The 16161-nt window shown below is 65.3% G+C and carries 14 protein-coding genes; 1 reads left to right on the top strand and 13 read right to left on the bottom strand.

All coding sequences use genetic code 11. The annotated features are described in order from the left end of the window. Positions 1-154: 154 nt before the first annotated feature. From rfaD to gyrA, 13 genes are all read right to left on the bottom strand, one after another. The gene (gene rfaD, locus AXYL_RS08550) at positions 155-1144 is read right to left on the bottom strand and encodes an ADP-glyceromanno-heptose 6-epimerase (RefSeq protein WP_013392398.1); all 990 of its coding nucleotides are present in this window, start codon (positions 1142-1144) and stop codon (positions 155-157) included. Next, positions 1141-2082 carry a D-glycero-beta-D-manno-heptose-7-phosphate kinase gene (rfaE1, locus tag AXYL_RS08545; RefSeq protein ID WP_013392397.1) on the bottom strand — a complete coding sequence of 314 codons (942 nt, stop codon included), beginning with the start codon at positions 2080-2082 and terminating at the stop codon, positions 1141-1143. Before rfaE1 ends, rfaD begins: the two co-directional genes overlap by 4 nt. Further along, positions 2079-3293, bottom strand: coding sequence for a lipopolysaccharide assembly protein LapB (lapB, locus tag AXYL_RS08540; protein ID WP_013392396.1), 1215 nt, complete (start codon positions 3291-3293; stop codon positions 2079-2081). The genes rfaE1 and lapB overlap by 4 nt, the downstream gene beginning before the upstream one ends. Before the next feature lie 54 nt (positions 3294-3347). After that, entirely contained in the window at positions 3348-3662 is a 315-nt protein-coding gene (locus tag AXYL_RS08535; protein ID WP_013392395.1) for a lipopolysaccharide assembly LapA domain-containing protein, read from the bottom strand. A gap of 139 nt (positions 3663-3801) precedes the next feature. Further along, the gene (locus AXYL_RS08530) at positions 3802-4161 is read right to left on the bottom strand and encodes an integration host factor subunit beta (RefSeq protein ID WP_013392394.1); all 360 of its coding nucleotides are present in this window, start codon (positions 4159-4161) and stop codon (positions 3802-3804) included. Positions 4162-4164: 3 nt separating this feature from the next. Further along, positions 4165-5880, bottom strand: coding sequence for a 30S ribosomal protein S1 (gene rpsA, locus AXYL_RS08525; RefSeq protein WP_041655272.1), 1716 nt, complete (start codon positions 5878-5880; stop codon positions 4165-4167). Between the two features lie 195 nt (positions 5881-6075). After that, a complete protein-coding gene (gene cmk / locus AXYL_RS08520; RefSeq protein WP_013392392.1) occupies positions 6076-6762 on the bottom strand; it encodes a (d)CMP kinase in 687 nt (228 codons plus the stop codon). Positions 6763-6775: 13 nt separating this feature from the next. Then, positions 6776-8098 (bottom strand): 3-phosphoshikimate 1-carboxyvinyltransferase, encoded by a 1323-nt coding sequence (gene aroA, locus AXYL_RS08515; RefSeq protein WP_013392391.1) that lies wholly within the window; start codon positions 8096-8098, stop codon positions 6776-6778. 5 nt (positions 8099-8103) lie between these two features. Next, on the bottom strand, positions 8104-9006 hold the full coding sequence (locus tag AXYL_RS08510; protein WP_013392390.1) for a prephenate dehydrogenase: 903 nt from the start codon (positions 9004-9006) through the stop codon (positions 8104-8106). Further along, the gene (gene hisC / locus AXYL_RS08505) at positions 9003-10124 is read right to left on the bottom strand and encodes a histidinol-phosphate transaminase (protein WP_013392389.1); all 1122 of its coding nucleotides are present in this window, start codon (positions 10122-10124) and stop codon (positions 9003-9005) included. The genes AXYL_RS08510 and hisC overlap by 4 nt, the downstream gene beginning before the upstream one ends. An 11-nt stretch (positions 10125-10135) precedes the next feature. Next, positions 10136-11221, bottom strand: a complete 1086-nt coding sequence (gene pheA / locus AXYL_RS08500) for a prephenate dehydratase (protein WP_013392388.1) — start codon at positions 11219-11221, stop codon at positions 10136-10138. After that, positions 11214-12344 carry a 3-phosphoserine/phosphohydroxythreonine transaminase gene (serC, locus tag AXYL_RS08495; protein ID WP_013392387.1) on the bottom strand — a complete coding sequence of 377 codons (1131 nt, stop codon included), beginning with the start codon at positions 12342-12344 and terminating at the stop codon, positions 11214-11216. The genes pheA and serC overlap by 8 nt, the downstream gene beginning before the upstream one ends. Then, positions 12344-15013 (bottom strand): DNA gyrase subunit A, encoded by a 2670-nt coding sequence (gene gyrA, locus AXYL_RS08490; RefSeq protein ID WP_013392386.1) that lies wholly within the window; start codon positions 15011-15013, stop codon positions 12344-12346. Before gyrA ends, serC begins: the two co-directional genes overlap by 1 nt. Positions 15014-15427: 414 nt before the next feature. Between gyrA and ompA the strand changes: the two genes are divergently transcribed. Beyond that, entirely contained in the window at positions 15428-16009 is a 582-nt protein-coding gene (gene ompA / locus AXYL_RS08485) for an outer membrane protein OmpA (RefSeq protein WP_013392385.1), read from the top strand. The last annotated feature ends 152 nt before the right edge of the window (positions 16010-16161 follow it).

The following is a 16161-nucleotide window of genomic DNA, read 5'->3' as shown; positions in this document are numbered from 1 at the left end:
CTGTCACGCCACGTCCAGATCATGCCGGCGCCCTTCCCGCCCGCGGCGGCGCAGTGAACGGAAACATCCGCCCCGGCAAACCGCCAGGCGTAAAAAAACCACCGCGAGCGGTGGTTTTCATGCGGAGACGCCGCTGCTGCGGCGCCGCGGGCCTTTACTTCCGGGCGCGCCAATAGCGAACGTATTCGGTGACGCCAGTCCGCACATCGCGCATGGGCGCCTGGAATCCCGCCGCGCGCAGACGCGTGACGTCGGCCTGCGTGTAGCTCTGGTAGCGCCCCTTCAGGTCGTCCGGGAAGGGGATGTAGCGGATCAGATCCAGCTCGACCAGCTGCGCCAGCGTCAGTTCGGCTTCGCCGCGCTCGGCGCGCAGCGCATTGACCACGCCGGCCGCCACGTCGTTGAAGGGCTGCGCCCGGCCCGTGCCGCAGTTGAAGATGCCGGACTGTTCCGGGTGATCCAGGAAATGCAGATTGACGGCAACCACGTCCTCGACCGAGATGAAGTCGCGGCTCTGGCCGCCATCGACATAGCCGTCCCAACCGGCGAACAGGCGCACATGCCCATGCTCCAGGAACTGGTTCATGTTGTGGAACGCCACCGAAGCCATGCGGCCCTTGTGCTGTTCGTGCGGACCGTAGACGTTGAAGTAGCGCAGGCCCACGACCTGTGCGGTTAGGCTGTCCATGCGCTGGCGCAGGACCTGGTCGAACAGCAGCTTGGAATAGCCGTAGACGTTCAGCGGGCCTTCGTTGGCGGGATCTTCCACGTAGATGGACGAACCACCATAGACCGCCGCCGAGGAGGCGTACAGGAACGGAATGCGGCGCTCCTGGCAGAACTCGAACAACTCCAGCGTGACGCGGTAGTTGTTGTCGAGCATGTAGCGGCCGTTGCGCTCGGTCGTGTCCGAGCACGCGCCTTGATGCAGCACGGCGCGGACTTCGCGCAGGCTGCCGTCGAGGACGCGGCGCCGGAAGTCGTCCTTGTCCATGTAGTCGGCGATCTGGCAATCGACCAGGTTGACGAACTTGTCGCCTTCGGTCAGGTCATCGACCGCGATGATGTCCTGGATGCCGCGGCGGTTGAGCCCGCGCACCAGGTTGCTGCCTATGAAGCCCGCGGCTCCGGTAACGACGATCATGAGGATTCTCCTGCCAATTCCGCGGCGGTGACGATGGACGTGCCGAGCTTGCCCACGGCGATGCCGCCGGCCTTGTTGGCCCAGCCCATCGCCTCGACCCAGGGCAGATCGATGGCGCGCGACACGGCCAGCGTGGCCAGCACGGTATCGCCCGCGCCTGACACGTCGAACACTTCGTGCGCTTGCGCATCGATGTGGTCGCGTCCCGCTGCGGTAAACAAAGTCATGCCCTGCTCGGACCGCGTCACGAGCAAGGCTTCCAGATCCAGGTCGGCGCGCAGGCGCTGCGCGCGATCGGTAAGCTCTGCCTCGGCATTCCAGCGGCCCACGGCCTCCTGCATTTCCGAGCGGTTGGGCGTGACCAGGGTAGCGCCGCGGTAGCGGGCGTAGTCATGGCCCTTGGGGTCCACCAGCACCGGCACGCCCGCGTTGCGGGCCAGGGCGATCAGCGACTCGACCCGCGTCAGCACGCCCTTGGCGTAGTCGGACAGCACGACGATGTCGTGGTTGGCCAGGTGGCGGGCGAAAGCCGCATCGACATTATCCAGCGCGGCCTGCGCCGGATGCTGTTCGAAGTCCACCCGCAGCAGCTGCTGCTGGCGGCCCAGCACGCGCATTTTCAAGGTGGTGTGCAGGGACGGATCGGCGACCAGTTCGGCTTGTATGCCGGCTTCCGCCGACAGGCGCCGGACGCTGTCGCCGGCCTCGTCTTCGCCCAGCACGCCCACCAGCGTGACATGGCCGCCCAGGGCCGCCACGTTGCGGGCCACGTTGGCGGCTCCGCCCAGGCGGTCTTCGCGACGCGCCACGCGCACCACGGGAACCGGCGCTTCCGGCGAGATGCGTTCGACTTCGCCGAACCAGTACCGGTCCAGCATCACATCGCCCACCACGAGGACGCGGCTATGCGAAATGGCTTCGGCGGGAAAAGAGTTCATTCAAGTTCTTCCAGACGGCGCGGCGCATAGGTTTCCCAGGCATTGCAGCCGGGACATTGCCAGTAAAAGCGACGCGCTTGAAAACCGCAACTGCGGCATGCGTAGCGGTCCAGCCGCTGCGTATGCTTGTGTATCAGGCTGCGCAACAGCGTCAGGTCGGCGCCCGGCACCGGCGCCTGCTCGGCGCCGCCTTCCGGATTGGCCAGCTCGGCCTCCAGCAGGCGGTCCAGACCCAGCAGCGACGGATGGCTGCGCAATGCGTTGCGGGCAAAGGCCCATGAAGGCGCCGCGCCCTGCTGGACGCGCAGTTCGCGGAACAGCACGTTGAACAGGTCCAGCGAAGCGTGGCGCGCGTACTGCTTCTGCAGCACGTCCAGCCCGGCTTCCTCCTGGTTGGCCGCGCGGTAGTTGGCCAGGACCTGCTCGGCCACCAGGCCGGCGTACTCCGGAGCGTCGGTCATGATTGACTCCAGGTACAGACGTTCGCGCTTGGGGTCCTGTTCGATCAGGGCCAGGCGCGCGCGCAGCATCGCGGTGCGCACCATGGCGCCCTTGCTGGAAGCAGGGTCGATGGCCGACAAGGCATGGTCTGCGGCGTCCAGCGCCTTGTGGGCCGCGTCGATATCGGCCGGCTTGGCCGACAGCGCGGTCTGGGCCTGTTCGCAGTAGTAGTGCACGATCTGCGGCACCGGCTCGTCGACCAGGCCCTGCAGCGTCTTCACGGCCTCGATGGCGCGCGGCCAGTCGTGCTCGGATTCATAGATGCGGATCAGCGAGCGTAGCGCGGGCAAGGCGTAGCGAGTGTCCTTGAGCTGCTCGAAGCCGCTTTCGGCGCGGTCCAGCATGCCCGCCTTGAGGAAGTCCTGCGCCAATTCGTGCTGCGCATGCTCGCGCTCGGCGGCGGGCAGGTCGGACCGGTTCAAGAGGCTCTGGTGCACGCGGATGGCGCGCTCCATTTCGCCCCGGCGACGGAATAGGCTGCCCAGCGCAAAGTGCAGCTCGGTGGTTTCCGGATCCAGCTTGGCCACTTCGACGAAGGCGTCGATGGCGCGGTCCGGCTCTTCATTGAGCAGGAAATTCAGCCCGCGGAAATAGGAGTCGGGCAGGCTGCGGGTTTCCCGCAGCATTTGCCGGATATCGAAGCGCGCGGCCAGCCAGCCCAGCGCGAACAATACCGGCACGAAAATCAACCACCAAGGTTCAAAATCCACTATGCGGGCTCTTGCGGTAATTCAGTGCGGAAAGGGATACGGGGCCGGCGCGCGTTACAGCGGCGACATCGGGGCCACGGCCTCCGGCGGCACCGCAGGCGTGGTACCGGCCACGGCGGCCTGAACGCGGTCCAGTTCGCGGCGCAGGCGCATGGCTTCGCGGCGGCGGCGCATGGCGGCGGGCACGGTCAGCAGCAGGCCGAACAAGGCGCCCAGCACGAACACGACCAGCATCACGACGATGAGCGGAACGTCCTGCACCACGTAATCGGCGTAGAACTTCACGGCGACCGGGTCCGTGTTTTTCAACGCGAACATCAATACTGCAACAAACACGAGCAATCGCAGGGCCCAGACTAGGTAGCGCATGGCGCATGCTCCAAAGAATTCAAGACTATCAATTGTAAGCGACGGATCCCGCCTGGCGCCAAAAAACAAAGCCCCTTGATTTCTCAAGGGGCCAGGTTCTCGGTCCGATCCGCCCGAAGGCGGCCTTACTGCCGTGCCGTCAATGCATGGCGTGCAGACTCACCATCGACGGCATCGGTTCACTCGATCCAGAGGATTGAGCGTCCTCGTCATTGCCGCCGGCCAAGTCCACCCGCTCGCGCAATTCCTTGCCCGCCTTAAAGTGCGGCACCTGTTTGCCAGGCACCAGCACCTGTTCGCCGGATTTCGGATTGCGACCGATGCGGGGAGACCGCTGCGACAACGAGAAGCTGCCAAAACCGCGGATCTCGATGCGCTGACCCGAGGCCAGGGCCTGGGTCATTGCGTCGAGCACGGTCTTGACCGCGTAATCGGTGTCGCGGGCGGCCAGCTGAGGATAGCGGGCCGCCAAGGCGGCGATCAGCTCCGACTTGGTCACGAATTAACCGTCGTTGCGCTGTTGGTCCAGCTTGGCCTTCAGCAGCGCGCCGAGGTTGGTGGTGCCGGACGAAGCGCTGGCGTCGGACATGCGCTGGATCGTTTCGGCGGTTTCGGCGTTGTCGCGGGCCTTGATCGACAGCTGGATCGAACGCGTCTTGCGGTCGATGTTGACGATCATGGCTTCGATGTTTTCGCCAGCGTTCAGAACGGTGGTGGCATCTTCGACGCGGCCCGAGGAGATCTCGGAAGCGCGCAGGTAGCCTTCAACGTCCACGGACAGCGTGACGACAGCGCCCTTGGCTTCGACCGACTTGATGGTGCCCGGAACAACGGCGCCCTTGTCGAAGGTGGCAACGAAGTTGTTGAAGGGATCGCCTTCCAGCTGCTTGATGCCCAGCGAGATGCGTTCCTTGTCGGTATCGATGCCCAGAACCACGGCTTCGATCTCGTCGCCCTTCTTGAAGTTGCGCACGGCTTCTTCGCCGGTTTCCGTCCACGACAGGTCGGACAGGTGAACCAGGCCATCGATGCCGCCGGGCAGGCCGACGAACACGCCGAAGTCGGTGATCGACTTGATGGCGCCGCGGACCTTGTCACCACGCTTGAAGTTGGTGGCGAACTCTTCCCACGGGTTCTGGCGGCACTGCTTCATGCCCAGCGAGATGCGACGACGGTCTTCGTCGATTTCCAGGACCATGACTTCGACTTCTTCGCCCAGGGTCACGACCTTGCGCGGATCGACGTTCTTGTTGGTCCAGTCCATTTCGGAGACGTGCACCAGGCCTTCGATGCCGGCTTCGACTTCAACGAACGCGCCGTAGTCGGTCAGGTTCGTGACCTTGCCGAACAGGCGGGTGCCTTGCGGGTAGCGGCGAGCCAGGCCCACCCACGGATCTTCGCCCAGCTGCTTGACGCCCAGGGAGACGCGGCTCTTTTCCTGGTCGAACTTGAGCACCTTGGCTTCGACTTCCTGACCCACTTGCAGGACTTCGGAGGGGTGACGCACACGGCGCCAGGCCATGTCGGTGATGTGCAGCAGGCCGTCGATGCCGCCCAGGTCCACGAACGCGCCGTAGTCGGTGATGTTCTTGACCACGCCCTTGACCACAGCACCTTCGTGCAGGGTTTCGAGCAGCTTCTGGCGCTCTTCGCCCATGCTGGCTTCCAGCACTTGGCGACGCGACAGAACGACGTTGTTGCGCTTGCGGTCGAGCTTGATGACCTTGAATTCGAGGGTCTTGCCTTCGTACGGGGTGGTGTCCTTGACCGGACGCAGGTCCACCAGCGAACCCGGCAGGAACGCGCGGATGCCGTTGGTCATGACGGTCAGGCCGCCCTTCACCTTGCCGGTGATGGTGCCGGTAACCAGCTCGCCGTTTTCCAGGGCCTTTTCCAGCTGCAGCCAGGCCGACAGGCGCTTGGCGCGGTCACGCGACAGGATGGTGTCGCCGTAGCCGTTTTCCAGGGAATCGATGGCCACCGAGACGAAATCGCCGGGTTGCACTTCGAGCTCGCCCTGGTCGTTCAGGAACTCTTCCAGGGGGATCAGCGCTTCGGACTTCAGGCCGGCGTTGACGACGACAAAGTTGTGGTCGACGCGGACGACTTCGGCGCTGATGACCTCGCCGGACTTCATGTCCTGGCTCTTGAGGCTCTGTGCGAAAAGGTCGGCGAAGCTTTCGCCGCCGGTGGCGACGGTAGTGGAAACGGAAGACATGGGGTTGAAATCCATTAGGCCGAAATGGCCGTTAAAAACACACCGCAGCGGATTGCCCGCCACAGTGGAGTCAAAATGCCTGTTTGCCGGTTCGCCCTTGCGGGGTGGCCCGTGGGGGTTGCGCCTGGCGTGAACAGGGCCGATAAAAAACAGAAAACTACGGAGGATTCTTGGGGAAAGTCCGGGACCGATCGCTCAATCCGCAGCGGCCTTCTTCCAGAAATCCAGTATTGCCTGCACCGTTTCCGCAATCGTCAAATCAGACGAATCCAGCACGTGTGCATCCGCTGCGGGAGCCAAGGGCGCTGTAGTTCGCCCCATATCGCGGGCGTCCCGCTCGCGCATATCCCGTAGGAGGTCATCAAGATTAGCAGAAATTCCCTTTTCGATCAACTGCTTACAGCGCCTCTGCGCCCGCGCGACCACATCGGCGACCAGAAACACCTTCAGGGGCGCATCGGGAAACACCACCGTACCCATATCGCGCCCGTCCGCAACCAGGCCCGGCGCCACCCGGAAAGCGCGCTGGCGCTCGAGCAGCGCCTGCCGCACGCCCGGGAAGGCGGCCACGCGCGAGGCGAAATTGCCGACTTCCTCACGGCGGATCTCGTGGCCCACGTCCGCGCCTTCGAGGTAGACATGGGGGCCCTCGAAACGCACATCCAGGGTTTCGGCCACGCGCGCCACGGCGGGCTCGTCTTCGGCGGACAAGCCGCGGTTGAGCGCCGCCAGGGCCGTCAGGCGATAGAGCGCGCCGCTGTCCAGCACGTCCCAGCCCAGGGCCTTGGCGACGCGGTGGGCCACCGTGCCCTTGCCGGATGCGGTGGGGCCGTCGATGGTGATGACGGGGACAGAAGCAGTTTCAGGGGAAATCGAAGTCATGGGCAATTCTTCGCTAGGCCGCAACCAGGCCCGCGTAAACATCAAAGTAACCCGGGAAGGTCTTGCTGACGCAACCCGGATCGAGGATACGAACCGCCGCCGGCCCGAAAGCCGCCAGCGAGAAGCACATGGCCATGCGGTGGTCGTCCCAGGTGCCGATGTGCGCATCGCGCCAGGCATCCTGCGCCGGCGGCGTCACGCGCAGCCAATCCGGCCCCGATTCCACCTGGGCACCCAGCTTTTCCAGCTCGGTCTGCATGGCGTGGATGCGGTCGGTTTCCTTGACCCGCCAGCTGCCGATATTGCGCAGGCGGCACGGGCCGTCGGCGTACAGCGCCAGGGCAGCCGCGGTCATGGCGGCGTCCGGGATCAGGTTGAAATCGGTGTCGAAGGCTTTCAGGCGTTCGCCCTGGGCCACGCGCGCGCCCGACACTTCGATCCAATCGGGGCCGTAGCTCACCGAGGCGCCCATGTCGGCCAGGGTGGCAGCAAAGGCGACGTCGCCCTGGATGCTGTCAGCGCCCACGCCGGTCACGCGCAGCGGCCCACCGCCGATCGCGCCCAGCGCCAAAAAATAGGAAGCCGTGGAGGCATCGCCTTCGACCGCAATCTGCCCGGGGCTGCGGTAGGCCGCCCCGCCGTCGATGACGAAGCGGCTCCAGCCGTCGCGCCGCACCTGCACGCCGAAGCGCGCCATCAGGTTCAACGTGATCTCGATGTAGGGCTTGGAAATGAGTTCGCCCAGCACTTCGATCGTGACGGGCTTGCCGCTGCGGCCGGCCTGCAGCGGCGCGGCCATCAACAAGGCCGTGAGGAACTGGCTGGACACCGAACCCTGCACGCGCGTGACCGCGTCCGCCGCGATCTCGCCGCGGCCGATGCGCAGCGGCGGATAACCAGGCTGGCCCAGATAATCGATGCTGGCGCCCAGGCCCTTGAGCGCGTCGACCAGATCGCCGATGGGACGTTCGTGCATGCGCGGCACGCCCGACAGGCGGTAGTCGCCGCCCATCAGCGCCAGCGCGGCAGTCAGCGGCCGGATCGCGGTGCCGGCATTGCCCATGAACAGGTCAGCGCTTTCCACGGGAAAGCGGCGCACGCCCTGCACCGTGACGCTGCCCGCGTCCAGTTCCGACACCTGCACGCCCAGTTGGCGCAAGGCGCCGAGCATGACGCGGGTGTCGTCGGAGTCCAGCAACCCAGTGATGACCGTGCTGCCTTCAGCGATGGCGGACAGCAGCAGCACACGGTTGGAAATACTTTTGGAACCTGGCAGGGCAATCACGCCCCGCGCTTGCCGCACGCGCGGCAGATCGAGATAAGGCAAAGCACCCATGTCAGCTACTCCTTGCGCCAGTTGCGGCGGGCGCGGGCCGCCGTGTCCAGCAGCTTCAGCAAAGCCGCGCCATCGCCGTCGGCAATGGCGCGTTCGGCACGATCCAGCACCGCGCGCACGTCGGCCAGTTCGGCCAGCATCGCGTCGCGGTTGGACAGAAAGATGTCGCGCCACATCTCGGGCGAACCCGCGGCGATGCGCGTGAAGTCGCGAAAGCCGCTGCCCGCGAGATCCAGGCGCGTGGCGGCGTCGGAGGCCTCGGCCACCTGTTCCATGTACGCCGCCGACAGCAAATGCGGCAGATGGCTGACCGAGGCCAGCACCCGGTCATGGGCGTCGGCGTCCATGTCGATCACGCCCGCCCCGCAAGCCTGCCACGCGCGGCGCACCAGGTCCAGCGAGGCCGCGCCGTTCTCGGCCAGGGGGGTCAGAATGACGGTGCGCTTGCGGTACAGGTCGGCATCGGCCGCCTCCGGCCCGGTGCGCTCGGCGCCGGCGATGGGATGGCCAGGCACGAACTGCGCGGCCCGGTCACCCAGGGCGGCGCGCGCGGCCGCAACCACTTCCACCTTGGTGCTGCCGCCATCGGTCAGCACGGTGCCGGGACGCAGGTGCGCGCGCATGCGCGACAACGCGTCGGCCAGCCCGCCCACCGGCGTCGCCAGCAGGATCAGGTCGGCACGAGCCGCGGCTTCCTCGACGGAAGCGGCCTCGTCGATCAGCCCCAATTCAACGGCGCGGGCCAGGGATTGCGCGTTGCGCCCCACCCCCAGCACCCGGCCAACCTGGCCGGCCCGGCGCAAGGCCGCGGCGAAGGAGCCGCCGATCAGGCCCACGCCTACGACGGCCAATACAGGAATCAGGGGGCCAGCGGCCCCCTGATCGGATTTCGGTGACGCGTCGTTCATGCGGAAAGGATGGCGGTCAGCGCGTCAATGAATCGGTCGTTTTCCTGCGGCAGCCCGATGGACACCCGCAGCCACTCCGGCAAGCCGTCGCCGGCCACCGGGCGCACGATCACACCGCGCTTGAGCAGTTCCAGGTTGATGCGCGGAGCGTCGCCCACGTGCACCAGCACAAAGTTGCCGTAGCTGGGGACGTAGCGCAGCTTCAGACGTTCAAACGCGGCGCACAGTTGCGCCTTGCCCGCCTTGTTCGAGGCGTAGGCCTCTTCCAGGTAGGCCGCGTCGCGCAGCGCGGCGATGGCCGCGGCCTGCGCCAGCGTATTGACGTTGAACGGCTGGCGCACGCGGTTCAGCAGATCCGTCAGGACGGGTTGCGCCACGGCGAAGCCCACCCGCAGGCCCGCCAGGCCGTAGGCCTTGGAGAACGTGCGCGACACGATCAGATTCGGATAGCGGCGCACCAGCGCCGTGCTGTCGAAGCGGAACTCGGGATCGAGGTACTCGTTGTAAGCCTCGTCCAACACCACCGTCACGCGGTCGCCGTGGGCGGCCTGGACACGCTCCAGGAAGGCCGCGATCTGGTCGCCCGGCACGAAGGTACCGGTCGGATTGTTCGGGTTGGCGATGAACAGCAGCCGCGTATCGTCGGCGATGGCGTCGAACATCGCGTCCAGGTCATGGCCGTAGTCCTTGGCCGGCACCACGATGTGGCGCGCGCCGCGCGCCTGGGTCGCCAGGCGATACACCGCGAACGAATGCTGCGCGTACACCGCCGACACGCCCGGCTCCAGCAGCGCCAGCGCCGCGATTTCCAAGATGTCGTTGGAACCGTTGCCCAACGTGACCCAGCTCATCGGCACGCCGTAGCGCTCGGCCAATGCCGCCTTCAGATCAAAGCCGTTGGGATCGGGATAGCGCGCCAGCGACTCGGCCGCGGCCAGCATGGCCTCGCGCGCCGACTTGGGCATGCCCAGCGGGTTTTCATTGGACGCCAGCTTGACGATGCCGGCAGGATCCAGCCCGAATTCGCGGGCCAGTTCTTCGATAGGCTTGCCGGCCTGGTAAGGCGCGATGGCGCTGACGTGCGCGGGAGCAACAAGGGGCTTGGGTGCGGTGGTCATGTCGGAGAGGCTCACGGCGCCGGGTAGGAACCCAGCACTTTCAGGTAGGCAACCTGCGCCTGCAAGGCAGCAAGGGCGCGTTCGACGTTCGGATCATTGCGGTGACCCAGCACGTCCACATAGAAATAGTATTCCCACTGCCCGGTGCGCGCGGGCCGCGACTCGAAGCGCGTCATGGAGACGCCGTTGGCCGCCAGCGGCGCCAGCATTTCGTAAACGGCGCCCGCACGGTTCGGCACTGCCAGGATCAGGCTGGTCTTGTCCTTGCCGCTGACCAGCGGCTCGATGTTGCCGATCGCCAGGAAGCGCGTGCGATTGTGCGGATCGTCCTGGATGCCCGCAGCGACGATCTGCAGGCTCCAGGCGGGCGCCGCCACCTCGCCGGCGATCGCCGCGATGCTCGGGTCGGACGCCGCCGCGCGCGCGGCCTCGGAATTGCTGGACGCGGCCACCCGGGCCACGTCGGGATAGTTGCGCGTGAGCCAGCCCTGGCACTGGGCCAGCGCTTGCGGATGCGCGGATATCGTCTTGATGCCGTCCATGCTGCCGGACTGCGACATCAGGCAATGGCGTATCACCAGCGAACGCTCGCCCAGGATCTTCAGGGGCGTGTTGAGCAGCAGATCCAGGCTGCGGTTGACCGCGCCTTCGGTGGAGTTCTCGACCGGCACCATGCCCACGTCCGCCTGTCCTGCCTCGACGGCGCGGAAAACCTCGTCAAACGAGGCGCACGGCAGTTTCTGCACGGCCTGCCCGAAATGCTCTCGCGCCGCCTGCTCGGAGAACGAACCTTGAGGCCCCAGGAAAGCGACCGTCATGCCGCGCTCCAGGCCGCGACAGGCCGAGATGATTTCGGTCCAGACCGCAGCCACGCCAGCGTTCGGAAACGGACCGGGATTGGCCTGCTGCAAACGGCGGATGACATCGGCTTCGCGCTCGGGGCGCAGCACGGGGCCATCGGCGTTCGCGGCGTGCTTGGCCTCGCCCACTTCCAGCGCGGCGCTCGCGCGCTGCGTCAGGAGGTCGAGGATCTGGGCGTCCAAGGCGTCGATGCGCTGACGCAGGGGGAGCAGCTTGCGCTGCAGATCGTCATCCATAGCGACGCTCGAATTCCTTGAGGTACTCGACCAGCGCCGACACCCCTGCCAGGGGCACGGCGTTATAAATGGAGGCGCGCATGCCGCCCACGCTCTTGTGGCCCTTGAGCTGGGTCAGGCCGGCCGCGTCCGCGCCTTGCAGGAAGGCGTCGTTGAGCGATTCGTCGCGCAGCACGAACGGCACGTTCATGCGCGAGCGCACGGGTGCGTGGATGGGATTGCGATAGAAGCTGGTGCTGTCCAGGTAGCCGTACAGCAGATCGGCCTTGGCCTTGTTCGCCGCTTCCATGCCGGCCACGCCGCCATTGGCCTTGACCCACTTGAACACCAGGCCGGCGACGTAGATAGCGAAGGTCGGCGGCGTGTTGTAGCGCGAATGCTCGGCGGCCACATTGGCGTAGTCGAACGCGGACGGGCAGATCGGCAAGGCGTGGCCGATCAGGTCGCGGCGCGCGATGACCATGGTCACGCCCGCCGGACCGGCGTTCTTCTGCGCGCCGGCATACATCATGCCGGTGCGCGTCACGTCCATCGAACGCGACAGGAAATGCGAGGACGCGTCGACGACCAACGGTACGTCGGGCGCGCCCAGCGCGGCGGTGTCGGGCCAGTCCATGAACTCGACGCCGCCGATGGTTTCATTGCTGCAAAGATGCAGATAGGCCGAATCCGGGCGCACCTGCCAGGTATCGACCGGCGGCACCCAGGTCAGCGGCGCCTGCTCGCGGCCATCCAACTGGATGGCCTGCTCGCTGCTTGCCGCCACATGGGTACTGCCATAGCGGCCGGCTTCCTTGTACGAACGCTTGGACCAATGGCCCGTCACGACGAAGTCGGCTGCCGGCGTGCCGCGGCGCCCCATGAGATTCATGGGGACGATGGCGTTTTCCCCGGAACCGCCGCCTTGCATGAACATCACGGCGTAGTCCGCCGGCAGGCCCAGCAAGTCGCGCAGATCGGACTCGGCTTCATCGCAGATCTGCACGAAATGCTTGCCGCGATGGCTCATTTCCATCACGGACATGCCGCTGCCGTGCCAGTCCAGCATTTCCGCAGCGGCTTGCTGCAGCACCACCTCGGGCAAGGCCGAGGGGCCTGCCGAGAAGTTCCAGGGGCGGGCCATTATTGCTCCGTAGGTTCCGTCGAATCCGTCGAGTCCGCAGCGCCGTTGTCGTCGCCGCCATCCGCTTCCTGGCCGTCTTCGCCCAGGTCGCCATCATCGTCCGCATCGCTTTCGACGACGCGGCGCACGCCGGACAACGAACTGCCGTCATCGACGTTGATGAGCGTAACGCCTTGCGTGGCGCGGCCCATTTCGCGGATTTCCGAGACGCGGGTGCGCACCAGCACGCCGCCGGTCGTGATCAGCATGATCTCGTCCGAAGGCATGACCAGCACTGCGCCCACGACCTTGCCGTTGCGCGAGCTGGTCTGGATGGCGATCATGCCCTTGGTGCCGCGGCCGTGGCGCGTGTACTCGGTGATCGGCGTACGCTTGCCGTAGCCGTTTTCGGTGGCGGTCAGCACGCTTTGCGTTTCGTCGCCAGCCACCAGCAACGCGATGACGGTCTGGGTGTCTTCCAGCATCATGCCGCGCACGCCGCGGGCATTGCGGCCCATCGGACGCACATCGTTCTCGTCGAAACGCACGGCCTTGCCGGCGTCCGAGAACAGCATGACGTCATGCTTGCCGTCGGTCAGGTCGGCGCCGATCAGGTAATCGCCATCGTCCAGGTCCACGGCAATGATGCCGGCCTTGCGCGGATTGGAGAAGTCGGACAGCGGAGTCTTCTTGACCGTGCCGCGCGAGGTCGCCATGAAGACGTAGTGGTCTTCGCTGAATTCCTTGACCGGCAGCACCACGGTGATCTTCTCGCCTTCAGTCAACGGGAACATGTTGACGATGGGCTTGCCGCGCGAGTTGCGCGTGCCTTGCGGCACTTCCCAGACCTTCAGCCAGTACACGCGGCCGCGGTTGGAGAAGCACAGCAGGAAGTCGTGCGTGTTGGCGATGAACAACTGGTCGATCCAGTCGTTTTCCTTCATGGCCGTGGCCTGCTTGCCACGTCCGCCGCGCTTTTGCGAACGGTACTCGGACAGCGGCTGGCTCTTGATGTAGCCGCCGTGCGACAGCGTCACGACCATGTCGGTCGGCGTGATCAGGTCTTCGGTGTCGAGCTCGGTGGCGTTCAGCTCGATGTCCGAGCGGCGCGTATCCTTCACGCCGGTCGAGAATTCCGCCTTGATGGCCTGCAGCTCGTCGGAGATGATCGTGGTGATGCGCTCGGGGCGCGCCAGGATGTCCAGCAGGTCGGCGATGGTGGACATGATGTCCTTGTATTCGCCGACGATCTTGTCCTGCTCCAGCCCGGTCAGGCGTTGCAGGCGCATGTTCAGGATTTCCTGGGCCTGCGTGTCGCTCAGGCGGTACATACCGTCGCCCTGGAGGCCGAACTCGGTGCCCAGGTCGTCCGGACGGAAGGCCGCGCGGCCTCCCGGCGTGTCGCCGTCGGCGCGCGACAGCATTTCGCGCACCAGCGAGGAATCCCACGACTTGGCCATCAGTTCCTGGCGCGCGACCGGGGGGGTCGGCGCCGCCTTGATGATGGCGATGAAGTCGTCGATGTTGGCGAGCGCGACCGCCAGGCCTTCCAGCACGTGGCCGCGTTCGCGGGCCTTGCGCAGCTGGAATACCGTGCGGCGCGTGACCACTTCGCGGCGATGCTGCAGGAAGTAGTCGATCATCTGCTTCAGGTTGAGCAGGCGGGGCTGGCCGTCGACCAGCGCCACCAGGTTCATCCCGAAGGTGTCTTGCAGCTGCGTGTTCTTGTAGAGGTTGTTCAGGACGACCTCGGGAACCTCGCCGCGCTTGAGTTCGATGACCAGGCGCATCCCGTCCTTGTCGGACTCGTCGCGGATGTCCGAGATGCCTTCGATCTTCTTGTCGTTGACGAGCTCGGCGATGCGTTCCTGCAGCGTCTTCTTGTTGACCTGGTAGGGGATCGCGTCGACCACGATGGCCTGGCGGTTGCCCTTCTCCATGTCTTCGAAGTGGGTCTTGGCGCGCATGATGACGCGGCCGCGACCGGTGCGGTAGCCTTCCCGCACGCCGGACATGCCGTAAATGATGCCGCCGGTGGGGAAATCGGGGGCCGGGATGAGCTCCATGAGCTCATCGACCGAGCAGCCCGGATTGCGCAGGCAGTACAGGCAGCCGTCGACCACTTCCTGGAGGTTGTGGGGCGGAATGTTGGTGGCCATGCCCACCGCGATGCCCGAGCTGCCGTTGACCAGCAGGTTGGGCAGGCGCGACGGCAACAGCAGCGGTTCTTGTTCGCTGCCGTCGTAATTGGGGCCAAAGTCCACCGTTTCCTGGTCGATGTCGGCCAGCAATTCGTGGGCGATCTTGGCCAGGCGGATTTCGGTGTAACGCATCGCCGCGGCGTTATCGCCGTCGATCGAGCCGAAGTTGCCCTGGCCGTCGACCAGCATATAGCGCATGGAGAAATCCTGCGCCATGCGGACGATGGTGTCGTAGACGGACTGGTCGCCGTGGGGGTGGTATTTACCGATGACGTCCCCGACGATACGCGCCGACTTCTTATAGGCGCGGTTCCAGTCGTTGTTCAGTTCGTGCATCGCGTAGAGCACGCGCCGGTGGACGGGCTTGAGGCCGTCCCGCACATCCGGTAGCGCCCGACCGACGATCACGCTCATCGCGTAATCGAGGTAACTGCGGCGCATCTCTTCTTCCAGCGATACCGGAAGCGTCTCCTTGGCAAAGGAATCCATATATATAACGACAGAATCGTGTAAGGAGGAACCCGGGCCGGGTAAACAGGAAATTCTATCATCCGATTCCCCGAGCGGTCAGAAGCGCCTCCCCAAGCAGCGCCTCGGCGGTCCGGAGCGGCGGACATGGGGCCGCGACCGGCCGCGCGTCAGCCCGCGTCCTGCGGCCCTGTTGTCAAAAACCAACATGGAAAACCGAAGGAGCGCCGAAAACGTCATATCCAGCGCCAATGCGCCTCTCCAGGGAAGCCAAAGCCCCCCAAATGCCTTAAGATTGTTTCCAGCACGCAGGAAACCCAGTAGCTATTCCTTTGAACCAGCTCTTGGCGTTGCTATACTGGCCCCGTTTTCCTGATATGCGGCGGGGGTTCGCTGCGAGTCACTTATCCAGCTTCAAGCTCAACGAGGAGAAACATGAACAAACCCTCCAAATTCGCTCTGGCGCTCGCCTTCGCCGCCGTCACGGCCTCTGGTGTAGCTTCCGCGCAAACCGTGGACAACTGGCGCAACCCGTTCGGTGACGTTTGGAAGAACGGCACGAACGAACTGTGCTGGCGCGATGCATTCTGGACCCCGGCCACCGGTATCCCCGGTTGCGACGGCGTTCCGGTTGCACAACAGAAGGCGAAGCCGGCCCCGATGGCGGCCAAGGTCGTGTTCAACGCTGACACGTTCTTCGACTTCGACAAGTCGACGCTGAAGCCCGAAGGCCGTCAGCTGCTGGACCAAGTCGCCCAGCAAGCTCGCGGTATCGACCTCGAAACCATCATTGCTGTGGGCCACACCGACTCGATCGGTACGGAAGCCTACAACCAGAAGCTGTCCGAGCGCCGCGCCGCTTCGGTCAAGACCTACCTGGTCAGCAAGGGTATCGACCCGAACCGTATCTACACGGAAGGCAAGGGTGAGCTGAACCCGATCGCTTCCAACAAGACGAAGGAAGGCCGCGCCCAAAACCGTCGCGTTGAGATCGAAATCGTGGGTAGCCGCAAGTAATTGCTGGACTAGCTACAATAAGAGGGCCTCGCATAGCGAGGCCCTTTTTTTCGCCGGCCACGCACCAAAGCGGTGCAAGGCTGCGCCCTTCCCTCGCCTAGCGCGACGGACCCCCTCTATATATATAGAGTCGCCTTACGCTGGACCTGCCC

This window comes from Achromobacter xylosoxidans A8, from assembly GCF_000165835.1.
Classification (GTDB): domain Bacteria; phylum Pseudomonadota; class Gammaproteobacteria; order Burkholderiales; family Burkholderiaceae_B; genus Achromobacter; species Achromobacter xylosoxidans_B.
The sequence above is the reverse complement of the archived record's forward strand: the minus strand, read 5'-3'. Positions and strand labels throughout refer to the sequence as shown.